20 protein-coding genes and 1 tRNA gene are annotated in these 24,736 nt (G+C 74.9%); 11 read left to right on the forward strand and 10 right to left on the reverse strand.

Translation table 11 applies throughout. From position 1 onward, the window contains the following. Positions 1-2 precede the first annotated feature (2 nt). The gene (locus AB0P06_RS20950; protein ID WP_363609384.1) at positions 3-767 is read left to right on the forward strand and encodes a DedA family protein; all 765 of its coding nucleotides are present in this window, start codon (positions 3-5) and stop codon (positions 765-767) included. 94 nt (positions 768-861) lie between these two features. On the opposite strand, the gene AB0P06_RS20955 is transcribed toward AB0P06_RS20950, so the two are convergent. Continuing rightward, positions 862-4,065, reverse strand: a complete 3,204-nt coding sequence (locus tag AB0P06_RS20955) for a M28 family peptidase (protein ID WP_363609386.1) — start codon at positions 4,063-4,065, stop codon at positions 862-864. Between the two features lie 320 nt (positions 4,066-4,385). Here AB0P06_RS20955 and AB0P06_RS20960 point away from each other — a divergent pair, with 320 nt between their 5' ends. The 4 genes from AB0P06_RS20960 to AB0P06_RS20975 all read left to right on the forward strand — a co-directional run bounded on the left by AB0P06_RS20960 (position 4,386) and on the right by AB0P06_RS20975 (position 8,875). After that, positions 4,386-5,825, forward strand: a complete 1,440-nt coding sequence (locus AB0P06_RS20960; RefSeq protein ID WP_363609387.1) for a helix-turn-helix transcriptional regulator — start codon at positions 4,386-4,388, stop codon at positions 5,823-5,825. Positions 5,826-6,282: 457 nt separating this feature from the next. Next, positions 6,283-6,504: a hypothetical protein gene (locus tag AB0P06_RS20965; protein WP_363609389.1), complete on the forward strand. Its 222-nt coding sequence runs from the start codon at positions 6,283-6,285 to the stop codon at positions 6,502-6,504. 100 nt (positions 6,505-6,604) lie between these two features. Beyond that, complete coding sequence (locus tag AB0P06_RS20970; protein WP_363609391.1) at positions 6,605-7,795, forward strand: SPFH domain-containing protein; 1,191 nt, start codon at positions 6,605-6,607, stop codon at positions 7,793-7,795. A 420-nt stretch (positions 7,796-8,215) separates the two neighbouring features. After that, entirely contained in the window at positions 8,216-8,875 is a 660-nt protein-coding gene (locus AB0P06_RS20975) for a polysaccharide deacetylase family protein (protein ID WP_363609393.1), read from the forward strand. 76 nt (positions 8,876-8,951) lie between these two features. Here the strand turns inward: AB0P06_RS20975 and AB0P06_RS20980 are convergent, their stop codons facing one another. After that, positions 8,952-9,764, reverse strand: a complete 813-nt coding sequence (locus AB0P06_RS20980; protein ID WP_363609395.1) for a hypothetical protein — start codon at positions 9,762-9,764, stop codon at positions 8,952-8,954. Positions 9,765-9,948: 184 nt separating this feature from the next. On the opposite strand from AB0P06_RS20980, the gene AB0P06_RS20985 reads away from it, so the two are divergent. Then, a tRNA-Cys gene (locus AB0P06_RS20985) sits at positions 9,949-10,022 on the forward strand. A gap of 103 nt (positions 10,023-10,125) precedes the next feature. On the opposite strand, the gene AB0P06_RS20990 is transcribed toward AB0P06_RS20985, so the two are convergent. Further along, positions 10,126-11,037, reverse strand: a complete 912-nt coding sequence (locus tag AB0P06_RS20990) for a UbiA family prenyltransferase (protein WP_363609397.1) — start codon at positions 11,035-11,037, stop codon at positions 10,126-10,128. Positions 11,038-11,133: 96 nt separating this feature from the next. Here AB0P06_RS20990 and AB0P06_RS20995 point away from each other — a divergent pair, with 96 nt between their 5' ends. Genes AB0P06_RS20995 through AB0P06_RS21005 form a run of 3 tightly spaced genes read left to right on the forward strand, consistent with a single transcriptional unit; the run spans position 11,134 to position 13,773 of the window. After that, a complete protein-coding gene (locus tag AB0P06_RS20995) occupies positions 11,134-12,198 on the forward strand; it encodes a 3-oxoacyl-[acyl-carrier-protein] synthase III C-terminal domain-containing protein (RefSeq protein ID WP_363609399.1) in 1,065 nt (354 codons plus the stop codon). A gap of 7 nt (positions 12,199-12,205) precedes the next feature. Further along, positions 12,206-12,760 (forward strand): isoprenylcysteine carboxylmethyltransferase family protein, encoded by a 555-nt coding sequence (locus AB0P06_RS21000; protein ID WP_363609401.1) that lies wholly within the window; start codon positions 12,206-12,208, stop codon positions 12,758-12,760. Continuing rightward, entirely contained in the window at positions 12,757-13,773 is a 1,017-nt protein-coding gene (locus AB0P06_RS21005; protein ID WP_363609403.1) for an NAD(P)/FAD-dependent oxidoreductase, read from the forward strand. The genes AB0P06_RS21000 and AB0P06_RS21005 overlap by 4 nt, the downstream gene beginning before the upstream one ends. 31 nt (positions 13,774-13,804) lie before the next feature. Here AB0P06_RS21005 and AB0P06_RS21010 read toward each other — a convergent pair whose 3' ends face one another. Next, the gene (locus AB0P06_RS21010; RefSeq protein WP_363609405.1) at positions 13,805-14,311 is read right to left on the reverse strand and encodes a nucleoside deaminase; all 507 of its coding nucleotides are present in this window, start codon (positions 14,309-14,311) and stop codon (positions 13,805-13,807) included. Between the two features lie 245 nt (positions 14,312-14,556). Here AB0P06_RS21010 and AB0P06_RS21015 point away from each other — a divergent pair, with 245 nt between their 5' ends. Together AB0P06_RS21015 and AB0P06_RS21020 are read left to right on the forward strand one after the other, a co-directional pair. After that, positions 14,557-14,985: a DUF6325 family protein gene (locus AB0P06_RS21015; protein ID WP_363609407.1), complete on the forward strand. Its 429-nt coding sequence runs from the start codon at positions 14,557-14,559 to the stop codon at positions 14,983-14,985. Positions 14,986-15,011: 26 nt separating this feature from the next. Then, positions 15,012-15,341: an SHOCT domain-containing protein gene (locus tag AB0P06_RS21020; protein WP_363609409.1), complete on the forward strand. Its 330-nt coding sequence runs from the start codon at positions 15,012-15,014 to the stop codon at positions 15,339-15,341. 105 nt (positions 15,342-15,446) lie between these two features. Here AB0P06_RS21020 and AB0P06_RS21025 read toward each other — a convergent pair whose 3' ends face one another. From AB0P06_RS21025 to AB0P06_RS21050, 6 genes are all read right to left on the reverse strand, one after another. Then, positions 15,447-17,084, reverse strand: coding sequence for an alkaline phosphatase D family protein (locus tag AB0P06_RS21025; RefSeq protein WP_363609411.1), 1,638 nt, complete (start codon positions 17,082-17,084; stop codon positions 15,447-15,449). A 196-nt stretch (positions 17,085-17,280) separates the two neighbouring features. Then, positions 17,281-18,927: an amidohydrolase gene (locus tag AB0P06_RS21030; RefSeq protein WP_363609413.1), complete on the reverse strand. Its 1,647-nt coding sequence runs from the start codon at positions 18,925-18,927 to the stop codon at positions 17,281-17,283. Then, complete coding sequence (locus AB0P06_RS21035; RefSeq protein WP_363609415.1) at positions 18,924-20,396, reverse strand: APC family permease; 1,473 nt, start codon at positions 20,394-20,396, stop codon at positions 18,924-18,926. The genes AB0P06_RS21030 and AB0P06_RS21035 overlap by 4 nt, the downstream gene beginning before the upstream one ends. Before the next feature lie 151 nt (positions 20,397-20,547). Further along, on the reverse strand, positions 20,548-21,456 hold the full coding sequence (locus tag AB0P06_RS21040; RefSeq protein WP_363609417.1) for an Lrp/AsnC family transcriptional regulator: 909 nt from the start codon (positions 21,454-21,456) through the stop codon (positions 20,548-20,550). A gap of 300 nt (positions 21,457-21,756) precedes the next feature. Then, positions 21,757-24,090 (reverse strand): protein translocase subunit SecD, encoded by a 2,334-nt coding sequence (gene secD / locus AB0P06_RS21045; protein ID WP_363609419.1) that lies wholly within the window; start codon positions 24,088-24,090, stop codon positions 21,757-21,759. Positions 24,091-24,266: 176 nt separating this feature from the next. Continuing rightward, on the reverse strand, positions 24,267-24,689 hold the full coding sequence (locus tag AB0P06_RS21050; RefSeq protein ID WP_363609421.1) for a hypothetical protein: 423 nt from the start codon (positions 24,687-24,689) through the stop codon (positions 24,267-24,269). Between the last annotated feature and the right edge of the window lie 47 nt (positions 24,690-24,736).

Raw genomic sequence — 24,736 nt, forward strand, 5'->3', positions numbered from 1 at the left:
GGATGGCCTTCGCGCTCGATGTGACCAGCGGGTCCTCGCTGCTCGCCGCCTACGGCGCGCTGGCGGTCCTGGTGGTGACCTTCGTCGAGGCGGGGGTGCCGGTGGTCGGTTTCCTCGTCCCCGGTGACACGCTGCTCTTCCCGGCCGGGGTGCTCTGCGCCTCGGCGCCCACGGCGGCCGAGCACCACGGCCCCTACCTCACCCTCTGGCAGGTGCTGCTCTGCGCGGCGGTCGGCTCGGTGGCCGGTACCCAGCTGGGGTTCGTGCTCGGGCGGCACGGGGGCCGGGCGCTCACCGCGCGCGGCCGGGGCCCCCGGCTCAGGACCGCGGTGGACCGCTCGGAGGACCTGCTGCACCGCTACGGGCGGCGCCGGGCGATCGTGCTCGGGCGGTTCCTGCCGATGGTGCGCTCCGTGCTCGGGCCGCTGGCCGGCGCGCTGCGGGTGCCGACCCGCACGTTCGTGCTCTGGCAGGTGGTGGGCGGGCTGCTCTGGACCCAGGGCACGGTCCTGGCAGGCTTCGCGCTGGGCGCGTCCTTCCCGCAGGTGGGCGACTATCTGCTGCCGGTGGTCCTGGTTCTGGTGGTGGTCTCGGCGCTGCCGCTGCTGCTGTCCCGGCGCAGGCGGGGCGGCTCCCCGGAGCCGACGGCGGGGCCCGGCCCTGGGCCGGGAACGAGGCCGGGAAAGGAACCGGAGCCGGAGTCACGGCCAGAACCGGAACCGGAGCCGCGGCCGGGTCCGGGTTCCAGGCCCCGGCCGGGGGAGTGACGGGCCCGCCGCCGACGGGCGGCCGGGCCGGTGTGAACGCGGCCGTGCCGCGGTTCGTCCCCCTCGACGAACCGCGGCACGGACCCCCTCTGTGTCAGAGACGCTGCCACAGGGCCGGGACGATGGGCGGCTCCCAGCCGACCTGGGCCTGGTGGCCCTGGAGGCATCGGTAGCTCACCCCGCCGTAGGTCACGACGTCGCCCGCCTGGTAGGTGGTGCCCGCGGCCCAGGTGCCGCCCGGGTTACCGGGATCGGTGCCGACGACCAGCGAGTAGGTGGTGCTGTGGGCGACCGAGCCGGTGCCGGTCACCGTGATGCTGTACGTGCCGGCGGCGGCCGAGGCGCCGACCGAGACCGTCATGGTCGCGGACGAGCCGGACTGCACCGAGGACGGGCTGAACGAGACCGTGACGCCGGCCGGCGCGCCCGAGGCGGTGAGGTTCACCGTCTGGGCCGAACCGGCGGTGGTGGCGGTGGACACGGTCGCGGTGGTGGAGCCGCCCGGGGTGGCGTTGCCGGTCGCCGGGTTCACCGCGACGGAGAAGTCGTTGGTCGGCACGGTGCCGCCGACCGAGGTCTTCCACACGGTGTACGCGACGCCGTCCGCGCTGCGGTTGAGGACGGTGGCGTCGATGTTGCCGGTGGTGTCGCAGGACTGGTGGTAGCAGGAGTCGTAGGCCCGGTTGGCCGTGCCGCCCCACTTCGCCGCCTGGGCCGAGGTCTTGACGGCGCTGGCGCCGGCCGCGTAGCCGGAGGTGGGGATGCCGGCCTGCTGGAACGAGTAGTCGTCCGAGCGGCCCTGGCCCTCGACGTTCTCCTCCGGCTGGAGGTTCAGCGAGTCCCAGTACGCCTTCATCGGCGCGGAGGTGGTGGAGCCGATGTTGTTGATGAAGTAGCCGGCGTTGGGCGAGCCGACCATGTCGAAGTTGTAGTAGCCCTTGATCGCGGCGCGCTGGGCCGAGCTCAGCTGGCCGACGTAGGACTGGGAGCCCTGGAGGCCCTGCTCCTCACCGGTCCACCAGGCGAACCGGACGTGCCGGGTCAGGCTCGGGTTCTGCTGCGCCAGGACCAGCGCGTTCTCCAGCAGCACGGCCGAACCGGAGCCGTTGTCGTTGATGCCGGGCCCGGCCGCCACGCTGTCCAGGTGGGCGCCGAACATGGTCACCTGGTCGGCCGGGCCGCCCGGCCAGTCGGCGATCAGGTTGTTGGAGGTGTAGGTGCAGGAGGTGCAGGTCTGCTCGCTGACGGTGTAGCCGGCCGCCTGGAGCTTGCCCTTGATGTAGGCGAGCGACTGGGAGTGCCCGGCGCTGCCGGCCCGCCGGTTGCCGCCGTTCTGCGAGGCGATGGTGTTCAGCTGGGTCAGGTGCGCCTGCACCTTGGCCACGTCGATGTCGGGCGCGTTGCCGCCGGGGTTGCCGCCGCCGACCGTCAGCGTGTACTGCGCGGTGTGGGTGGCGCTCCCGGTGCCGGTCACCGTGATGGTGTACGTGCCGGCGGGCACCGCGGCGGACGTCGAGACGGTCATCGTGGCGGACGAACCCGCCTGCACCGAGGACGGGTTGAAGGAGACGGTGACGCCGCTGGGCGCGCCCGAGGCGGTCAGGTTGACCGTCTGCGCGGTGCCCTGGGTCACGGCCGTGGTGACCGTCGAGCTGGTCGAGGCGCCGGGCTGGACGGAACCGGAGGCCGGGCCGAGGGCCAGCGAGAAGTCGTTGGTGCCGTTGGTCGTGCAGGTCGGGTCACCGGTCTGCGCGGGCACGCCGACCGCGTCCCAGGCGGCCTTGGCCCGGTTGAAGAAGGTGCAGCTCGGGTCGAGGCTCTTGGCCGCGGTCAGGGTCGCGGTGCGGTACCGCTTGTACGTCATGCCGCTGGTCTTGAGCAGCATGCCGCCGTAGAAGATCCGCCCGGCGTCCCGGATGCCGACGCCGGTCACCGAGGAGTTGTTGCAGGTCGGGCTGGTCGGCTTGCCACCGCCCGGGTTGGAGCCCTCGGCGAGCAGGTAGAACCAGTGGTTCAGCGGGCCGGCCGCGGCGTGCTCCTCGGTGTTCGGGATCGAGGAGGAGTAGCAGTTCGGGTTGTTGCCGACCAGCGAGGGGTTGTACATGTTCCGGATCGGCCCGTTGCCGACCAGGTTGATCATCTCGCCGACGGTGTAGTCCGGAGTGTCGTACGGGGCCGGCTCGTTGGCGTACGCCTCGGTGAGGGCGCCCATGATGTCGCCGGTCGCCTCGCCCAGGCCGGACTCGTTGTTGGCGCCGCCGGGCGTGTACTGGTCGAGGCCGTGGCCGAACTCGTGGCCGACCACGTCGATCGCGGCGATCCACTCGTTGGCGTTGTTGTGGCCGATCGAGACCGAGGAGCCGTCCCAGTAGGCGTTGACGTCGTTCAGGCCGACCTTGACCGGCCAGCTGCCGCCGTTGCCGTTGTGGCCGTTGCGGCCCAGCCAGTCGCGGAGCATGTCCCATTCCTTCTGCGCCGCGAACATGACGTCGGCGCAGCCGGTCTCCTTGCTGGTCGGGTTGCCGGTGCCCCAGGAGTCGCTGGACTTGCTGAACACCTGGCCGGTGCTGTAGTCGGCGCAGCTGAGCCCGGGCCGGCCGGGGTCGCGCAGCGAGTACGAGCCACCGGAGTTGGTGGTGCTGATGGTGACCGGGGCGGGGCCGTTCCACTTGCTGTTGGCGGTGCCGGCCCGGACGTCGTCGTAGCTGTCGACGACCTCGCCGGTGCGGGCGTCCACGAAGACGTGCAGCCGGCTGGGGGCGGTGGCGGTCCGGCCGGTGAGCACGGTCTCCCAGGAGAGCCGTCCGGTGCCGTCCTTGACCCGGACGACCAGACGGCGCGACTCGACGCCGTCCACGGTCGCGAGCCTGGTCCGGGCGGTCTTCTCGGCGTCGGCGGCGCTCACCACGGGAGTGGTGGAGCCGCCGACCGGCCCGGAGGCGGCCGACTGGAGGCCGCGCACCCGGCCCTGGCCGTCGGCTATGACGACGGCGTCGCCGCCGACCACCGGCAGGCCGTGGTAACTGCGCTCGTACGCGACCGAGTACAGACCGCCGAGCCACGGGGTCACCGCGGTGCGCTCGTAGGTCTCGCCCGGGCCCTTGGCCAGGGCGTCCAGGCCCGCCGCGGCGGCCTGGTCGGCGGCGGAGACGGCCGCGGCCAGTGCGCTCGGTGGAGCGGCGGCCGGACCGGGGTCGGCGGCGGCCTGCCCGGCGCTGGTGGCGGCGAGCATTCCGGCCAGAACGGTCAGGGTGGTGGCTGCGGTCAGCAGCCTCCCTGCTGTCAGTCTGTGTTGCATCGAGGCTCCTCGAACGTGGGGGTCCTCGACCGCGGACGACGTGCCAGTGCCGTACCGCAGGCCGCATCGGGGGGCGGCCGTGCGGGCCGTCCGCGCTCGGGTGACCGGAACCCTCACACACCGTCATGTTCGGGTCAACGGAAGTCGCGGCAGTTCAGAGGGGTTGGCAAGTTCTGTCAAGTCTCCGATCCCGCACAGAGGTTGAGACCACCTTAAGGAAGAGGTTGAGACCACCTCATGTACGGATCGGGCGCTCGTCGAGTACCGTCCTCAGAGTCGGAAGACCGCGAAGGGCGGGGAGGACTCGGGGGAGGAAGCCCGTGCACCGGAACCGCGCAGACGCGCCGTCCGCGGCGTCCGCCGCCGACCTCTGGCGGGCCTTCGGCGCCCGGCTGCGCCACTGGCGCCGACGCGCCGGCCTCACCCAGGCCCAGCTCGGTGCCGAGATCGGCTACGACCACACCGCCGTCAGCAAACTCGAACACGGCATCCGCAGGGTCACGCCGAGGATCGCCGACCGGATCGACGAACTGCTCGCCGCCGGAGGCGAGTTGCGCACCGCCTGCGACCGGGCCGAGGATGCCGAACAGCGGGCCGCCCAGCCCCCGCCGCCCGCCGCGGCCATCCCGTCCGGCCTCTTCCGCCCGCCGCTGCCCGGCGGCCCCCCGGCGGCGGCGCCGCTGCCGCCCCTCCCGCCCGGCCGTCCGCCGGGCCGGCTCCCCGACTACGGCCTGCTCTGCCCGCTGCACGGCGCCGCCGGCTGCGCCGTCCCCGACGCCGCCGACATCGCCGAACTGCACGCCGCCTTCTGCGCCGCCGACCCCGCCGCCCCGCCGCCCCTGGACGCCGACACCGCGCACGCCCTCACCGGGCTGCTCGCCGCCCACCTGCGCTCCGGCGAGGACCGCCCGCACCCAGGCCTCGCCGCCGCCGTCGAACGCACCCTGCACGCCGTCCTCGGCCGGCTGCCCGGCACCCCCGCCGACCGCCGCCGACCGCTCGCCCTGCTCGCCGCCGAGTACGCGCACGCGGCCGGGGCGCTGCGCATGCAGCACGGCCGCAACGCCACCGCGATGGCCTGCTTCGACCGCGCGCTCGGCTGGTCCGAACTGGCCGACGACCCCGCCACCCAGGTCGCCGCGCTCAGCGACATGAGCACCCTCGCCCGCCTGGACGGCGACGCCGCCGCCGCCCTCGGCTACGCCCGCGAGATCGGCCGTGCCGCCCCCGGCCGGCACTGGGCCGGCGCCATGTCCCAGGTCGGCCAGGCCCGCGCGCACGGCCTCGCGGGCGACGTCCGGGAGACCGTCCGGCACATCGCCCGCGCCCGGCTGCACCTCGACCACATCGGCGAGCGCGACGAGTCCGACGCGCCATGGCTCTCCATCGCCTCGATGCACCTGCGGGTGGAGTCCGGGGCCGCCGCCGCCCTGCGCGACGTCGCCGCCGCCGTCGGCGACCCGCGGCTCGCCCAGCGCGCCCTGGACGCCGCCCGGACGGCGCTGCGCCTGCTCGGACCGGCCCAACTCCCCGCCACCCGGCTGCTGTTCACCGTCCGGGTCGCCGACTGCCACCTCTGCGCCCACGACCCCCAGGCCGCCGTCTCGCTGCTCGGGCCGGCTCTGGAGGGCGCCACCCCCGGCCTGCCCGCGCTGGTCGGCCACGAACTGCGCGGCCTGCGCGGCCGGCTGGTGGCCCAGCGCCACCGCCGGCCCGAACTCGCCGACACCGCACACCGCCTGGCCGAACTCGCCGGCTGAACGGCCCACCCTGCCCCCGCCCCGGCCGGGCGGGAGGGGCATTCCTCCCGCCAGGTGCCCGACGGGTCGTCACCGATGGTGCCCGGGGGAAAGAGGGGTGCGAGCGCCGGAGCGAGGAGTGTCGGCAGCGGGCCGGAGCGCCCGGAGGCGACCCGGGGGGGGGAAGGAAGGGCCCACCCCGGCCCCGGTGACCCACCGCGACCGGCTTCCCGTACGCGGTGCCCACCTCGTCCGGGCCGGGTGTCGGCGGCCCGGGCCCGCCCTTCGGCCGGTGGTCTTCCGGTGGGCCCGGAGTACCGTGGAAGACATCGGGGACAGTGTCGCCGTCGGCTGCCGCCGCCGGTGTTCCCGAGAGTCGGAGAAGCCGGAGGTGTGGGCCTCCGGGAGGCGGTGTCGCCGCGTGACAGTGCACGGTCCGGCGCGACGGCGGCCGGAGACATTCCCGGTGCGAGGGCGTATGGACGAGATCGACGACTCCTCGCGGAGCCCGGTCGGGGCGGTCGGCAGGGTGACGGTGCCGATCCCGTCCGACGGACCGGGCGAGGTGCTGGTCGCGCTGCGGGGTGGATCGGAGGCGTTCGCGGCGTGGGCCGCACAACCGGTCGGCCGGGACGCCCGGGTGGTCGTGGTCGACATGATCTCGGCCCGTTCGGTGCTCGTCGAACTCCTGCCGTCCTGAACCGGGACGAGCCTGAACCGGGACGAGCCGGAACCCGTGCGGCCGGAACCCGCGCGGTAGGAAGCAGTACGAACCCGTGTAGTACACCAGGTGGTCAGTCATGTTGTTCTGGCACGTTCCCGCCCCCAACGAGGCGATGCTCATCTCCGGGTCCAAGCGGCAGTCGCAGGACACCCAGTTCCGGATCGTCACCGGGCACGGGAGCTTCGTGCTCCCCGTGAAGCAGAAGGCCCGGATGCTCTCCCTCGCCCTGCAGGAGGCGGAGATCGCGGAGGACTGCGTGACGCAGCAGGGGATCCGGCTCACCGTCCGCGCGGTCTGCGTGTTCAAGGTCGGCGACGACGCGGTGTCGATCGCCAACGCCGCCCGCCGCTTCCTGTCCGAGCAGAACCAGATGGAGGAGCTGGTCGGCCGGATCTTCGCCGGGCACCTGCGCTCGATCATCGGCGGGCTGACCGTGGAGCAGATCATCCGTGAGCGCAGCCGGGTCGCCCAGGAGGTCATGGCCGGCAGCCACGGCGAGATGGAGAAGCTCGGCATCGTGGTGGACGCCCTGCAGATCCAGGAGATCGAGGACGCCACCGGCTACATCGACAACCTCGCCGCGCCGCACGCCGCGGCGGTCGCCGGCCAGGCCCGGATCGCCCGGGCCAAGGCGGACCAAGAGGCCACCGAGCGCGAGCAGCAGGCCGCCGCGCTGAAGGCCGAGTACGAGCGTGACACCGCGATCAAGCGGGCGGGCTTCCTGGCGCAGACCGAGGAGTCCAACGCCCGCGCCGCCCAGGCCGGCCCGCTCGCCCAGGCCCGGGCGTCCCAGGAGGTCATCGAGCAGCAGACGGCCCTCGCCGAGCGCCAGGCCGCGCTGGCGGCCCAGCGTCTGGAGGCGGAGGTCCGCCGCCCGGCCGACGCCGAGGCGTACCGGCAGCGGACGCTCGCCGAGGCGAGCCGTGACCGGGCGAAGTTCGAGGCCGACGGCAACGCCTACACCGAGCGGACGATCGCCCAGGCCCAGGCCGATGCCAACAAGGCCCGGGCCGCCTCGCTCCGGGACGGCAACCAGGAGCTCATCGCGGCCAACCGGGTGGTGGAGAACCTGCCGGCGCTCGCCGAGGCGGCCGCCCGCGGCATGGCCGGAGCCAGCCTCACCGTGCTGAACGGCACCGACGGCGTCAACCAGCTGGCGGCCGGCATCGTCGGCGAGGGCCTGGCCATCCTGCACTCCCTCCAGCCCGGGGTGGCGGCCCCGGCCGTCAACGGAAGGCCCACTCCCCGCACGCCCGAGAAGACCTGACCGCCGGGTGCGGCCCGGCAGTCCGAATATTCCGGGCAGTTGATATTCCCGGATCTCGCGGATCTCGCGGACCTCGTGCGGGATTTTCTCGCGCGAGGTCGATCAACAGTCCTCAATTAGGAATTATTGTCATACCCGCACGGAATTAATGCGCCGTGCGAAGTATTTCCTCCGTGTAACAGCCCCGGTGGTCACATTGCCGTGATCCGGTCTGCCAGAATCCACCGTGCTCGACTGCACCGAGCAGGGACTCCTGATTCCGTGGGCCGATTCGGCACGCCCGGGCGGATGACGGGCGAATCGACGGCGGGGTTGAAGATGACGCTCTCTGAGCATGGTTCCGCTGTTCTCCCCCCATCGGGTCCGGAGGGCCGCGATCGCCGGGCGGAGCGCCGCCCGTGGACGCTCATGTACCACTCGGTGGACACCGAACCCGAGGACCCCTACCTCGTCACGGTGCATCCCGACCGGCTCCGCGGCCAGCTGCGCTGGCTCTCGCACAGCGGCCTGCGAGGGGTCTCCGTCGGCGAGCTGGAGCGCGCCCACGCCGCCGGCACCGCGGCCGGGCTCGTCGGCCTCAGCTTCGACGACGGCTACCGGGACTTCCTCGACCAGGCCGTGCCACTCCTGGCGGACCACGGCTTCACGGCGACCGTCTACGTCGTGGCGCGGAAGATGGGCGCCGACAACGACTGGGACCGCGAAGGGCCGCGCAAGCCCCTGATGACCGCCCGGCAGGTCCGCGCCGTGGTCGACGCCGGGATGGAGGTCGGCTCGCACAGCCTCACGCATGTCGCCCTGGCCGGTCTCGCCCCCGAGCGGCTGACCGCCGAGGTCGCGGAGAGCCGCAGCATCCTCCAGGACGTCACCGGCTGCGCCGTCGAGGGCTTCTGCTACCCGTACGGGTCCTTCGACCCGGCCGCCGTCGGGGCCGTCGAAGCGGCCGGCTACACCCACGCCTGCGCCGTCAGCCCCGGGGCCGCGGCCGGCCCGCACACCCTCCCGCGCAGCTATGTGGGGGACCGCGACGGCCCGCTGCGCCTGACGGCCAAGTACCTGCGCCACCGCTGGACCCGCTGACGCGACCGGGCTGCCGCGGCCGGGCTGACGCGACCGGGCGCCGGGCCGCAGCCGGCCCGGTGCCCGGCCGTGGGTCTCACTCGCCGGTCGCCGGCTCCAGGCGGAGCCAGGAGGCGTGCCACAGCAGGCCGCACTGGCGGTCGCAGCCCGTCTCCGGCAGCGGCTCGCCGCCGCACCGCAGGCTGTCCAGGACGTACCAGTCGCCGCCGACCGGCCGCTGCCACCAGGCCAGCGCCCGGTGGCCCACGTGGGTCGCGCCGTGGCGGGTGCCCGCGAACCTGGCCATGCCGGGGTGGAACGGCACCCCGTGCAGCCGGCCCGAGCCGTCCAGCGTGGCCTGGATCTCCGGGAGGCTGCGGACGGTGGCCCGGTAGTCGGACGGGATGACGTGGGCCGCCTCCGCCGTGGACGGCTCCAGCCACTCGTCCCGGAAGAGCAGGGCGCAGGCCAGCCCGCAGCCCTGCGTCCGGTCCGCGCCCAGACAGGTGGCGCCCGCCAGCGTCGTGGTGGAGGAGAGGCGGCGCATCCGGTAGTGGTCGTCGACCATCCGCCGGACGATGTGCTCGACCCGGTAGGTGCGGCCGCAGTACGACCACTGGCTGTCGGTGAACCAGAGACCGCGGTGGCGGTCCTGCTCGTCGAGGGTCGCCCGGACGGCGTCGGCGTCCTTGACCCGCACCCAGTCGCCGACCGCGAACGCCGAGGGGCGGCCGGGCGCGGGCGCCCCGGCGTGGCGCTCGCGGGCCTCCTCGCGCGCCATCCGGGCCTGGCGGACGAGGCCGAGCGGGGGGAGGTCCCGCAGCGGCAGGCTCTTGTACTGGCAGCGGGCGGCCGGCCCGGTGAATACGGGGCTGACAGAAATGGCCGGCTGGGAATCCTTGACCGTCACGTGTGAATCCCATCTTCTCGGATCGGGGGCACTGCACGCAGCAGGTTACCGCCGGGACGAGTGGCGCGCGGAAACGCCGGGCGGAGCGTGTGTCCGGAAAGGCCCGGGGAGGCGGCGCGGCGTTTTCCCGTGTGTCGGGGTGCGGGATTTCCGGAGCATTGCCCTAATGTTGCACACGTCGCCCGGTGGAGTGGCCGAGAGGCGAGGCAGCGGCTTGCAGGGCCGCGTACATGGGTTCGATTCCTATCTCCACCTCCAGCGCCCCGACCGGGGCCCGCTCACGCGGCGCCCGCCGGATCTCCTGCCGGCGGGCGCCGCCCGCCCGCGCTCCGGACGCGCCCCGCCCGGAGTGCGGGCGCGCTCAGGCCGGCGCGGCTCCGCGCAGCAGAAGCAGCGCCACGGCGGTCGCCGCCAGCCCCAGGGTCGCCAGGAACGGCAGCCGGCTGCGCGGATCCCGGCCGGCCGGCAGCACGGTGGCCGCGGCCAGCGCACCGGTGACGGCGAACGCGGCCCACCCGGCCCATCCGGCGCGTCCGGCCGGTCCGGCGGGCCCGAACGCCAGGACGGCCGACGCGGCCAGCAGCACGACGGGCGCGAGCGCCCGGACCCGGCGGCGGCCCAGCCGCTGGGGGAGTCCGCGCACGCCCGCGGCCAGGTCGGCCTCGATGTCCGGGAGCACGTTGGTGAGGTGCGCCCCGACACCCAGGAGCGCCCCCGCCGTGGCCGACCAGACGGGCGGCCACGGATGGCCGGGCAGCCCCAGCGTGACGAAGGCGGGCAGCGCGCCGAAGCCCACGGCGTAGGGCAGCCAGGAGGCGGCGGTGCGTTTGAGGCCGAGGTTGTAACCCCACGCCGCCGCGACACCGGACAGATGGGCGGCGGCGGCCCAGGGCCCGCTCGCCAGCGACAGCGGAACGCAGAGGCCCAGCGCGCCGCCCGCCGCGACGGACACCGTCGTCGGGCCGAGCGCGCCCGCGGCCAGGGGCTTGTCCCGCCGGCCCGCCGCGAGGTCACGCGCCAGGTCGACCCGGTCGTTGCACCAGCCCACCGACAGCTGACCGGTGAGCACGGCGGACGCCACCAGCAGGCAGCCGGCCGCGCTCCGCCCGGACACCGCGGCGAGCGCCGTCATCAGCACGGTGACCGCCGCCGTCGGCTCGGGGTGGCACGCCCGCAGCAGCGCGAGCGCCGACCGGCCTGCTCGACGGTGCGTCAACTCCACGGCTCCGCCGACCCGGTGGACATCGCTACGACCGCTTTCGGTGGTGGGCACACCGTGATGCTAGATCCGGCCGGGGCCGCAGGGCCGGATCGGCGCGGCCCTCGCGGCTGAGGGCGATTTGATGCTGTTCGTCCCTATGCTGGGGCAATGACGCGAATCGCAGCCGTCCACGGGGTGTTGCCGGAGCACCGGTACGAACAGCACGAGATCACGGACGCGCTGGCGGCCATGGGGGCGGTGGGGGAGGGGCGGCGCGAACTGCTCGACCGGCTGCACGCCGCGTCCACGGTGCGCGGCCGCCGACTGGCCATGCCGCTGGAGCGCTACGCGGCCCTGAGCGGGTTCGGCGAAGCCAACGACAGCTTCATCACGGTGGCCCTCGAACTGGGCGAACGGGCCCTGGCCGAGGCGCTCGACCAGGCCGGACTGCGCCCGCGCGACGTGGACCTGCTGATCTCCACCTCGGTGACCGGCATCGCCGTCCCGTCCGTCGAAGCCAGGCTCGCCACCCGCCTCGGGCTGCGCGCGGACGTGAAACGGGTACCGGTCTTCGGGCTCGGCTGCGTGGCCGGCGCCGCCGGAATCGCCCGGCTCCACGACTACCTGGAAGGCCGGCCCGCCGACGTCGCGGTCCTGCTCTCCGTCGAACTCTGCTCCCTGACGCTGCAACGGACCGACGCCTCGGCGGCGAACCTGGTGGCCGGCGCGCTGTTCGGCGACGGCGCGGCCGCCGTGGTCGCGGTCGGCCGCGACCACCCGAGCCGCCGCCCGGACGACGGGCCCGTCGTGGTGGCGACCCGCAGCCGGCTCTACCCGGACACCGAGCGCCTGCTCGGCTGGGACATCGGGGACGGCGGCTTCCGGATCCTGCTCGGCGGCGAACTGCCCGGGCTGGTCCGCCGTCACCTGGGGCCCGAGGTCCGCGCGTTCCTGGCCGACCACGACCTGAAGCTCCAGGACGTGACCGCCTGGGTCTGCCACCCCGGCGGCCCCAAGGTCCTGGACGCCCTTCGCGAGACCCTCGATCTACCCGCCCAGGCACTGGAGTTGACCTGGCGTTCGCTCGCCGAGGTGGGCAACCTCTCCTCGGCCTCCGTGCTGCACATCCTGCGCGACACCCTCGCGCTGCGCCCCCCGCTGGCCGGCACCCCGGGCCTGCTGCTCGCCATGGGGCCCGGTTTCTGCTCCGAACTCGTCCTGATCCGCTGGTAGGCCGACGATGACCCCCTACACCGCCCTCGTCCTGCTGGTGGCCGCCGAACGCCTGGCTGAGCTCCGCACCGCACGCCGCAACACCGCCTGGAGCCGGCGGCACGGCGCCACCGAGCACGGGCGCGGCCACTACCCCGTCATGGTCCTGCTCCACGCCGCCCTGCTGGCCGGCTGCCTGGCCGAGACGGCCTGGGCGGACCGGCCGTTCCTGCCCGCGCTCGGGTGGCCGGCGCTGCTGCTCGCGCTCGCGGCGCAGGCCCTGCGCTGGTGGTGCGTCGGCACCCTCGGACCACGCTGGAACACCAGGGTGCTCGTGGTCCCCGGCCTGCCCCTGGTGGCCACCGGCCCGTACCGGGTGCTGAACCACCCCAACTACCTCGCGGTCGTGGCCGAGGGCGTCGCACTGCCCCTGGTCCACACCGCCTGGCTCACCGCGGCCGGCTTCACGCTCCTCAACCTCCCCCTCCTCGCGGTCCGGCTGCGCTGCGAGAACGCCGCCCTGCGCGCGGCCCCGGCCGCCGCACCGGACCGCGCCCCGGCCCCGTCCGGTACGGCCCCGTGATCGACCTCCTGGTGGCCGGCGGCGGCCCGGCCGGACTCGCCACCGCGATCCACGCCGCCCGGGCCGGCCTGGAGGTGGTGGTCGCCGAGCCCCGCCGGACGCCGGTCGACAAGGCCTGCGGCGAGGGGCTGATGCCCGCCGGCCGGCGGGCGCTGGCCGAGCTCGGCGTCACCGTCGACGGACACGCCCTCCGGGGGATCCGCTACCTGGACGACCGCCACCAGGCCGAGGGGCTCTTCCGGGGGGACCCGGGCCTGGGCGTCCGGCGGACCGACCTGCACGCCGCGCTGGACCGCCGGGCCCGCGAACTCGGCGTGGCCGTCCTGCCGTTGCGGGTGACCGCCGTCCACCAGGGCCGCGACAGCGTCACGGCGGCCGGGATCACCGCCCGCTACCTCGCGGCCGCCGACGGCCTGCACTCACCGATCCGGCGCGGCCTGCGCCTGGAGGCCCGGTCCGGCCGGGCACCGGCCCGGTACGGGCTGCGCCGGCACTTCGCCGTACCGCCGTGGACGGACTGCGTCGAGGTGTACTGGTCGGCCCGGTCCGAGGCCTATGTCACCCCGGTCGGCCCCGGCCTGGTCGGGGTCGCCGTCCTGACCGGCGACCGCGGCCCGTTCGACGAGCAACTGGCCCGGTTCCCCCGGCTGGCCGCCCGCCTGCCGCGGGCCGCGGCGACGCCCGTCCTCGGCGCCGGACCGCTGCGCCAGCGGGCCCGCGCCCGGGTGGCCGGGCGCGTCCTGCTGGTCGGCGACGCCGCCGGCTACGTCGACGCGCTCACCGGCGAGGGCCTGTCGATCGCCCTCGGCGCGGCCGACCAACTGGTGCGCTGCGTCCGGGCCGACCGGCCGCAGGAGTACGAGTCGGCGTGGCGCCGGGTGTCCCGGCAGTACCGGCTGCTGACCGGCTCCCTGCTCTGGCTGCGTGGGCAGCCCCGGCTGGCACACCGGATCGTGCCCACCGCCGCCCGTTTCCCCGCCGCCTTCGCGGCCGCCGTCAACCGGCTCGGCTGACCGCCCCGGGAGGACCTTCCGGCCCGGGCCCTCAGCCCCAGAAGTCCCGGTGGACCTCGCGGGCACCGTCGGTGTCCACCGGGCCGACCACGGGCAGGTCCCGCTGTCCGGCGGCGAACACCCGGCGGCAGGGCAGTGCCAGGGTCGGGTTCTTCTCGTCGGCCCCGGTCATCGCGCGCAGCTCGTCCTCGCCGAGGGCGTAGACGACCCGGCCGATGCCGGACCAGTAGACGGCACCCGCGCACATCGCGCACGGCTCGGTACTCGTGTAGAGGCTGCACCGGCTCAGGAAGCCGGCGTCGTACCTCGCGGTCGACAGCCGGACCAGGTTGGTCTCGGCGTGGCCGGTGGCGTCGCGCCCGGTGACGACGGTGTTCTCCGCCTCCAGCAGCACGGCGCCGTCGGGTCCGACGAGCAGTGCGCCGAACGGGTGGTTGCCGGCCTCCCTGGCTCGGCGGGCGGCGGCCACGGCGGCCAGCAGCAGGGTCCGGTCGGCCTCGGTCGCGGCGGGGTCGGAGGGGGTTCCGGTGGCGGTCATACGGTGATCTCCTCGGTCTCGCGGGCTCAGCGGCGTCCGATGCCGGTGGACCCCACGGTAGGGCGGCACGGCCGGACACAGGGGTGGCCGGGCGCTCTCATGACGGCGCTCCGACGGGGCGGCGCCACACGGTCGGTGCGGCCGGGCGTGGGACCCTCCCGCTCCACTCGCACCCGGTTGCGCCGGGGCGCACGATGGGAGAGCACCCGCCCGCAGCCACCGGGCGCCGACACGGGAGGTCCGTCATGGACATCGGACCGGTCGAGTACGCGGTCATCGCCTTCCCGGGCAACAGGTTCCGCGGTGACATCGTCCCCGAGCTCAAGCGTCTGACCTCGGAGGGCATCGTCCGCATCATCGATCTGACCTTCATCAAGCGGGACGCGGACGGAACCGCCCGGGTGCTGGAGCTGGACGCGCTGGAGGAGGACGAGGCCGCCGCCTTCTCCGAGGTGGACGGCGAGATCCAGGGGCTGCTCAGCGAGGAGGACCTCGCCTCGGTCTGCGAGGAGATCCCGCCGGACAGCTCCGCCGCGATCATCGTCTGGGAGAACAGCTGGGCCACCCCGCTCGTCCGGGTGCTGAAGGAGGCCGGCGGGCTGCTGGTGGCCCGGGAGCAGGTCCCGCTGAGCATCGTCGAGGCCGATCTCGTCGCGATCGGCCACAAGCCCTGACCGCCCCACCCGAGGAGGAGAAGCTCATGATCGGCCGTCGTCTCTCCCGAGGCGGGCGCCCGGGGCTGATCGGCACCGCCGCCCGCACCGCCGTCGTGGCGGGCACCGCGACCGCGGTCTCCGGCCGCGTCGCCGCCCGGCACCAGCAGGCCGCCGCGCCGCCGCCACCCGCTGCCGCACCGCCGCCCGCCGCTGCCGCACCTCCGCCGCCTCCACCGCCTCCACCGCCTCCACCGCCTCCTCCGCCGGACGACCAGGTGCTGGCCGGTCTGGAACGCCTCGCCGCGCTCCGGGCGCAGGGGATGCTCAGCGAGGAGGAGTTCGCCGCTGCCAAGCAGCGCGTCCTGGCCCCGTGATGCGCCGGGCCCGTGACACGCCGGCCCCGTGATGCGCCGGGCCCTCCGTGCCGGCGGTGGCACGGAGGGCCCGGCGCATGCCCGAGGGGGCGTCCGAGGGGGGTGTCAGGCCTGCTGGATGCCGGGGTGGCCGGCCTCCGAGACGAAGGAACCGGAGGTGCTGATCGTGCCGCCCGGCGTGGTGATGTGGGAGACGGTCCGGTAGTCGGCGCGCGCGTGCCGGCGGTCGAGGGTGAGCGTGGTGTAGCCGCGCCGCCCGTCGTAGAACTTCATGTGCGGGTTGGCCGCCAGGAGGGTGCTCCAGTTGGAGGGCCGCTCCTCGCCGTCCCCGTCGCTGCTGATCGAGGTGCCGACGAACTCGACGCCCACCGTCCGGGACGCCGGGTCGTTGAAGTCCCGCTTGACGTCCAGGGCGTAGGCCACGTGGACGTCGCCGGTGAGGATCACCAGGTTCTTCACGCCCGCCCGCTCGACCCCGGTCAGGAGCCGCTCGCGCGCGGCCGGGTAGCCGTCCCAGGCGTCCATCGAGAGCTTGGACGTCGGGTTGGTGGTGTTCTTCCGCTGGCTGAACACCACCTGCTGCGGCAGCACGTTCCAGACCGCGCTGGAGCGGCGGAAGCCGTCCAGCAGCCACCGCTCCTGGGTGGCGCCGGTGAGCGTGCGCGCCGGGTCGGCGGACTCCGGGGTCGGGTACTGCCAGCCGTCGCCGTTGGCCTGGTCGGAGCGGTACTGGCGGGTGTCCAGGATGTCGAACTGCGCCAACTGGCCGTAGTGGACGCGGCGGTAGAGCTTCAGGTCGGTGCCGTCGGGCTTCGGCATGCGCAGCGGCATGTTCTCCCAGTAGGCCCGGTAGGCGGCGGCGCGGCGGGCCACGAACGCCTCGGGCGACTGGCCCTTCTCGGGGATGCCGGCCGCGTAGTTGTTCTCCACCTCGTGGTCGTCCCAGGTGACGTACCAGGGGAAGGCGGCGTGCGCGGCCTGGAGGTCCGGGTCGGTCTTGTAGAGGGAGTACCGGAGCCGGTAGTCCTCCAGCGTCGTGGTCTCGTGGTTGTAGAGCGCGGGCAGGGTGCGGTCGGTGTACTTCCGGTCGCCGCCGACCGCGTCGATCCCGTACTCGTAGATGTAGTCGCCGACGTGGAAGACGGCGTCCAGGTTCTCGTTCGCGAGGTGGCGGTACGCGGTGAAGTAGCCGTCCTCGTAGGCCTGGCAGGAGACCAGGCCGAGGCGGACCTCGTCGAGCTTCCGGCCCCGGGCGGGCGCGGTGCGGGTGCGCCCGGTCGGGCTGCTCCAGCTGCCGACGGTGAACCGGTACCAGTAGACCCGGTCGGCGTCGAGGTCGTCCACGTCGACGTGCACGCTGTAGTTGAACTCCGCGTGCGCCCTGGCCGTGCCGCGCCGGACGACCTTCCGGAAGCGCTCGTCCCGGGCGATCTCCCAGCCGACGCGCACCGTGCCGGTGGGCGGCAGCCCGTTGCCCGGCTCGTACGGGCGGGGGGCGAGCCTGGTCCACAGCACCACCGCGTCGGGGAGCGGGTCGCCGGAGGCCACGCCGAGGGTGAACGGGTTCTCGGTCAGCGAGCGGGGGGCCAGTTCGGCGTCGGCCGCCTGCGCGTCGGGCAGGTTGGTGGTGAACGCCAGCGCGGCGGCGGCCGAGGTGACGGTGAGGAACCGTCGGCGGCCGAGGCGGGTCGCCGCCTCCCTGAGCTGCTGGTCGGGCGACAGGTGATCGGCGGTACGGGCCATGGGTCCAGTGCCTTTCGAATCTCGACGGTGTGCGAAGGAATTCGAGTGGACGGCGCCGTACGCCAGGAGTCCGATTGCTGGCAAATGAGTGATCATCAGATGAGAGCAGTGTCCGAAACGGTCAATTGCCGCAGAGCCGGGCCGGGGCCGGGGCCGGGGCCCGGCGGCGCGCACGCGCCGCCGGGCGGAGCGGGGGTCAGCCGGCCCGGTGGACGACCTCGCCGCCGACCACGGTGAGGTCGACCCGGGCGTCCAGCAGGGCCTTCGGGTCCAGGGCGAAGAGGTCCTCCGAGAGCAGCACCAGGTCGCCCAGCTTGCCGGGGGTGAGCGAACCCAGGCGGTCGTCCAGGAAGTTGGCGTAGGCGCTGCCCAGGGTGTAGCCGCGCAGCGCGTCCGCCAGCGAGACGGTCTCGCCGGGCACCCAGGCCTCGCCGCCGGCCAGGCCCTGGCGGGTGACGGCGGTGTAGAGGCCGACCAGCGGATCCATCTCGGCGACGTTCCAGTCGCTGGAGAACGCCAGCACCGCACCGGCCTCCTGGAGGCTGCGCATCGGCCAGGCCTTGGACCAGCGCTGCTCGCCGACGGCCTCGGCCCAGTCCCGGCCGGGGCCGGCGATGTCGGGGGAGCAGTGCCGGGGCTGCATGCAGGCGACCACGCCGAGTTCGGCGAAGCGGGGCACGTCGGCCGGGTCGAGGCACTCGACGTGGACCACCTGGTGGCGGGCGTCCCGGGCCCCGTTGACCCGGCGGGCGTGCTCGACCGCGTCGAGCACGGTCCGGATGCCCCGGTCTCCGGTGGCGTGGACAAAGGTCTGGAAGCCGGCCGCGTCGAGGCCGGCCAGCACCTCGGCGAACTCCTCGGCGGGGTAGAAGGTCTCGCCGCGGTGGCTGTGGTGGCCCGCGTAGGGCTCCAGCAGGGCGGCGGTGTGCGGCTCCACCACGTCGTCGATGTAGAGCTTGAGCGGCCCGACCCGGAAGCGGTCGCCGCTGTGCCGGCGGGCCGCCGCCGCGAACCCGGCGAGCTCCGCCGGGGTGGTGCCGCGCGGGTGGAAGAGCGCGGCGACCAGGCGCGAGCGGAGCCGGCCCTCGGCGATGGCCCGCTCGAACAGGGCCAGGTCGTCGAGGGAGTTCTGCGGTTCGACGACGGTGGTCAGGCCGTACCGGGCCGCCAGGTCGAGGCTCGCGCAGAGCCGGCCGTACTGCCGGTCGGGGGCGGCCCACGGGACGCCGGCGGCGCGCAGCGCCCGGTGCCCGTCCCGGGAGAGGCCGCGGACCGCGAAGTCGGTGAGGAATCCGGTGGGTTCGCCGGTGGCCGGGTCGGTCCGCACGGTGCCGAAGGGGAGTTCACGGGTGGCCGCGGTGATGCCCAGGCGGCGCAGGGCGGCGGTGTTCAGCCAGACGGTGTGCACGTCGTAGCTGAGCACGAAGGCGGGCCGGTCACCGGTGTACGGGTCGAGGTCGGCGGCGGTGGGCATCCGCCCGCCGGGGACGGCCGAGTAGTCGAAGGCCTCGGCCTCGACCCAGTCGGCGGACGGGTTGCGGCGCAGCCAGTCGGCGATCCGGCGGCCGATCTCGGGCAGGTCGGCCGCGCCGGCCAGCTGGACGCAGGCCGCGTCGGAGCCGAGCCGGACGTGGTTGTGGCTGTCCACGAAGCCGGGCACCAGTAGCCGTCCGCGGGCGTCGACCACCTCGGTGCCGGGGCCGGCCAGCTCGCGCCAGCCGTCTCCGTCGCCGACCCAGGCGATCCGGCCGTCGCGGACGGCGACCGCCTCGGCCCGGGGGCGCCGCTCGTCGACGGTGTGGACATGGGCGTTGTGGACGATCAGTTCGGCGGGGCGGTTCACGAGTTCTCCGAAGCGGTGGCGGTGGCGGTGGCGGCGGTGGCGGCAGCGGTGACAGGGACGGCGGTGGCGGGCCGGGGTGCCGGGCCGGTCCCGGCGGTCTGGTCGGCGGGCAGGCTGAGCACCCAGTGCGTCGCGCTGCGCGGGCGCAGGTAGAGGAACCAGTAGAGGACCCCGACGAGCAGCACCGCGAGGGTGATCAGCAGATCGCGTCCGGCCTGCCGGGTGAGCGTGTAGCCGAGGACGACGGTGGTGAGGACGGGGGCGGCCGGCCAGAGCGGCATCCGCCAGGCGCCGGTGGCGCGGTGGCGGCCGCGCCGGGCGGCCAGGGCGGCGATGCCGAGCAGCAGGTAGATCACCGCGACGACCACGCCGGTGAAGCCGAGCAGCGCCTCGATCGGGACGGTGAGCGCCAGCACCGCGCCCGGCAGGCCGATCGCGAGGGTGGCGACCCAGGGGGAGCCCCAGCGCGGGTGCAGGGTGCCGAGGGCGCGGTTGACCCGGTCGGGCCAGGTGCGGTCGCGGGCGGAGGCGTAGAGCACCCGGCCGTTCTGGATCACCATCACGATGACGGCGTTGAGGATGGCGGCGGCGATGCAGAGGCTGACGAAGGTGCCGACCGCGCTGCCGGCCCAGGAGTCGACGATGGCGACCAGGTCGCCCGCCGCCAGCTGGTCCGGGGAGCTCACCCCCAGGCAGATCGCGATCACCGGGAGGGTGATGACGACGACCCCGGCCAGCAGCGACCAGAGGACGGTCCGGGCGACCGAGCGGCGCGGGTCGCGGAGGTCCTCGGAGAGGTAGATGCCGGTGCCGAAGCCGTTGTAGGTGAAGATCGCCACGGTCAGCCCGGAGATCAGCAGCCCGAGGGTGAAGGGGCTGGTGCCGCCCTGCCCGTCCGGCACGACCGCGTGCACCAGGGTCGAGGCCGGCTGCTGGATGTGCGTCAGGCCGAGCACGGTGACGACGGCGGCGGCGAGGACTTCGAGGCCCAGGAAGATCCCGGTGATCAGGGCGTTGGACTTGATGTCCAGGACGCCCACCGCGACGGAGAGCGCCATCACCGCGCCGCCCGCGACCGCCGGGTCCAGCGACAGCACCGAGCCGAGGTAGTCCGCGGTGCCGAGCGCGATGATCGGCGGGATCACCAGCAGCGAGACGATCGAGATCACGAACACCAGCCAGCCGGCCAGCCGGCCGAGCACCTGCCCCACGATCGAGTACTCGCCGCCGGCGCTGGGCACCAGGGTGCCGAGCTCGGCGTAGCACAGGCCCACCCCGAGCGAGAGCACGGCGGCCACCAGCAGGCTGATGACCGCGCCGCTGCCCTGGGACTGCAGCAGCGGCGGCACGACGATGAAGAGCGACGACGCGGGCGTCACGCACGACAGGGTCAGCAGGACTCCGCCGAAGACGCCCAGCGAGCGCGGCAGCGCCGCGACCGCGGGCGGAGGGGGAGGAGAAGACGTCATCGGTGACCGGACTCTCTCGCGGGGGAAGGTGTCCGGCCATTGAAGGCGAGGCGAAAAGAACGCGTCAAGAGTTCATTTATATCGTTTCGCCTATCAGAATCTGCTGGGTGGGCGGATCATACGCCTGGTGCTTTCCAGGAGAAGAAATCGCTTATCGGATGGGTAGATCGTAGGTGTAGGACTCCTTGACGATGTCCAGGTGCACCCAGGACTCCGAGCGGGCCACGCCCGGCAGGGCGCGCACCGCCTCCAGCCCGGCGAGCAGTGCCGAGCGGTCCGGGGCGTCCAGGCCGCACACCACGTCGAAGCGCCCGTAGCCGGTGGCCACGTAGTTCACCCCCGGCAGTCCGGCGGCCGCCTCGGCGACCGCCCGGACCGGCCCCCGCACGCCCAGGCCGACCCCGGCGGCCTCGCGCACGCCCAGCGCACGCGACTCCACCAGCCCGGTCACATGCACCGCGCCCAGCTCCAGCAGCCGCAGCACCCGCGCCCGGGTGGCCGGCTGGGAGAGCCCGATCCGCTCGGCCAGCGCGGCGAAGCTGGCCCGGCCGTCCAGCTGGAGCAGCCCGAGCAGCCGGCGGTCGGCCCCGTCCAGCGCGGGCGGCGGACCGGGCCGCCCGCCCGCGACCTCCGGCGCGTAGGCGTCCCGGACCAGCTCGGCGCAGCGGAACACCTCCAGCCGCCGCACCCCGGGTGTCGCCCGCAGCGCCGCGAACTCGCGCTCCAGGGCGGCCCCGTCGGCGACCCGGATCTCGGCGAGCACGCTCTGCGGCCCGGCCGTGCAGGAGACGAAGCTGGTCGCCCGCCGCGCGGCCGCCGCCGCCGCGACCGGTCCGCCCGGGCCCGACACGTCCAGCGACACATGGGCGACCGCCTCGATCCCGGCCACCGACGGGGGCACGATGCCGACGATCCGCACCTCGCCGCGCTGGAGCAGCCGCTGCACCCGCGCCCGCGCGGCCTCCCGCGAGATGCCGAGGAGTTCGGACAGCCGCTGGTAGCTGACCCGGCCGTCGCGCTGCAGTTCGCGCACCAGGGCGGCGTCGGTGGTGTCGAGCACGGGAAGCTCCTGAGGACGATGCGGGGAGTCCCGGCAATCTACCGCCCCGGCCGGCGGCCGCCGGGGGCGGAGCGCACCCGCCCGGTCAGGCCTCCGTATGGCGCGCGACGGCCGCCGCGTACCGGTGGGCGCTGCTCTTGGACGTCCGGACCACGGTGGCGTAGTCGGCAGGCTGTCCCCATCCCGCTACAGGCGGCCCTCGCCCACCGCGGAGGCCTCCCCCGCGCGGTGAAGGAAACCGTCCTGGACCAGCTGCAGCACCGCTCCCCGACCGGACTCCGGGAGCGGATCGAGCGCCGCTCAGACCACCGCCCCGTTGTGGTCGCGCGCCCGCGCCGCGCCCGCCGCGTGCGACGTCCGTGCCTCCCGGGCCTCCCGCGGCCGGTCCGGGAACCGCCCCTGGAGCAGCACGACCACCGGCATCGCGGTGAACACCGTCGACGCCGTGCCCACCACGACCCCGGCCAGCAGCGCCACCGAGAAGTCGGCGAGCGAGTCGCCGCCGAGGACCGCCAGGGCCACCAGGACGAACAGCGCCCCCATGCCGGTGTTCACCGTCCGGGGGAGGGTCTGCGCCACGGCGCGGTCCGCGAGGTCCGCCCAGCTCGCCTTCGTCCCGGTCCGGCGCAGCTCGCGCAGCCGGTCCAGGACCACCACCGTGTCGTTGACCGAGTACCCGACGATGGTGAGCAGCGCGGCGAGGAAGACGCTGTCCACCGGCTTGCCCAGCCAGGCGAAGAGGCCGAGGACGAGCAGCAGGTCCTGCGCCATCGCGATCACCGCGGCGGCCGCGAAGGTCCACCGGAAGCGGATCGTGAGGTAGAGCAGCTGGGCGGCGACCGCGAGCCCCAGCGCGGCCAGCGCGTAGCCGCGCAGCTCGCTGCCGAGGCTCGGCCCGATCAGCTCGTCGCGCTCCACGGACAGCTCGCCGGTGACGCCGGTGAGCGCCTCCCGGATGCGCTGCTGCTGGTCGTCGCCGGTCTCCTTGGTGCGGACGGACACGCCGGTGTCGCCGGTGGTCTGCACCACGGCCTGCGGGAACCCGGCGTCGACCACCGCCGTGCGGGCGGCGTCCGCGTCGACCCGCTGTGCGGCGGTGTACTGCGCGACCCGGCCGCCGGTGAACTCGACGCCGAAGTCCAGGCCGCGCCCGCCGATCCCGGCCAGGGCGAGCAGCAGCAGGCCGGCGCTGGCAACCAGCCAGCGCCGCCGGTGGCGCATCAGCCGGGGCGGCCGCCGGGTCAGCCGGGTCCGGAGCCGGCCGACGGTGGCCATGCCGGTCAGGGCGGGCCGCCGGGCGACGGCCGGCCGGCGCACCGCCCACTCGGCGAGCAGCCGGGTGATCAGCATGGCCGAGAACATCGAGGCCAGCACGCCGATCGAGAGCGTCACCCCGAAGCCCTTGACCGGGCCGGTGGCGAACACGAAGAGCAGCCCGGCGGCGAGCAGCGTTGTCACGTTGGAGTCGGCCACCGCGCTCCACGCCTTCGCGAACCCGACGCGGAGCGGGCGCCGCAGGTCGCGCTCCTTGCCGGGGCCGGCCGCCCGGGGCGCGGTGTACTCCTCCCTGGCCCGTTCGAAGACCAGCACGTTGGCGTCCACCGCCATGCCGATGGCGAGCACGAAGCCGGCCAGCCCGGGCAGGGTGAGCGTCGTGCCGAGCGCGACCACGGCGGCGTACGAGATCAGTCCGTAGAGGGCCAGCGCGACGGTGGCCAGCACCCCGAGCAGGCGGTACACCGCGATGATGAAAGCCCCGGTGCAGAGCAGGCCGATGACCGCGGCCAGGGCGCTGGCCCGGATCGCCTCGGCGCCGAGGGTGGGGCCGACGGTGCTCTGCTCGATCACCGTCACCGGGACGGGCAGCGCGCCGCCCTTCACCAGGGCCGCGAGGTCGCGGGCCTCGTCGGCCGAGAAGCCGCCGGTGATCTGCGTCGAACCGCCGGTGATCCCCTGCCCGCAGGGCACGCTCTCCTGGACGCCGGGGGCGGACAGGACGCGGTCGTCGAGCACGATGGCGACCCGGCGGGCGGGGTCGGCCGGCGCGGCGCACGCCGCCTCCCCGGTGAGCCGGGCCCAGGCGTCGCCGGCCGAGCCGCGGAAGGAGAGGTCGATGCTCCAGCCGAGGCCCGTCCGGGTGTCGAGGACGGCCGAGGCGTCCTTGACGCCGTCGCCGGTCAGCACCGGCGGGCCCAGTCGCAGGTGGCCGCCGGGGAGGCCGGGGTCGGCGAGGACCCGGGAGCCGTCCGCCGCGGGGGGCCCGGCCGGGCCGTCGGCGGTCGCGGTGACGGGATGGAAGGTGAGCTGGGCGGTGCGGCCGATGACCCCGGCGGCCTCGCGGGGGTCCTGGACGCCGGGGAGTTCGACGACGATGCGCCGCTCCCCGGCGCGGACGAGCGAGGGTTCGGCGACGCCGAGGCCGTCGACCCGGCGGCGCAGCACCTCCAGCGCCCGGTCGGTGGCGTCCGCGTCGGCGCGGACGGTGGGCGAGTTCTGGGTCTCCAGGACGATCCGGGTGCCGCCGCGCAGGTCGAGGCCGAGGCGGGGCGGGGTGGTCAGGGCGACGTAGAGCGAGACACCGACGACGGCGAGCGCGACGAGCGCGCGCCAGAACGTGGCACGGCGAGTAGGCATGGGTACTCCACGGGCGGTCCGCGGGAGCCGGGCGTCCGCGGGGGACGCCGCACCCGGGACGGGCGGACGCGAGGGGATGGCGCGTCGCCGGGAACGCTCCGGGCACGGTGGCCGGAGTCCTCCCGTCCGGGCCGCGGGCAGGCCGCGGCACCCGGGTCGGCGGGCGCGGTGGGACGTCAGCTGGACCGGGTGGAGGGGGGACCGCGGGTGTGGCGGGGGTCGTAGTGGTCGGACGGCGGCGCCCGCTCCTGGCGCGGCCCCGGGGCGTACATCCAGGCCCGGGGCCGGGGGGCGTCTGTCCGGGCGGCCGGGAGCGCGGCCGGCGGGAGCGCGGGCAGCCGGACGCCGGGCTCGGCGGCGGCCGTCCGCCGCTGGGCGACGTCGGAGTCGGGGCGGTCCGCGGTGCGCCGGACCTCCGCGCCCGCCGGGCCGAGCCGTACGGCGGCGGGGGCGGCCGGGGCGGCGACGGCGGGCGGCGCGTCGGGGGCCGGCTGCGCCGCGCCCGTCGCCGTGCCGAGGAGGACCTGGCAGACGGCCCAGGCCGCGAGGAACGCGCAGGACAGCGCGGCCGCCGCGGTCCGACGTACGCGTCGCTCCACTCCGGCCCCCTCCCCGCCCGTGCCGTCACCCGGTCCCGTCCGCAAGA

Source organism: Kitasatospora sp. NPDC088351, assembly GCF_040685575.1.
Classification (GTDB): Bacteria; Actinomycetota; Actinomycetes; order Streptomycetales; family Streptomycetaceae; genus Kitasatospora.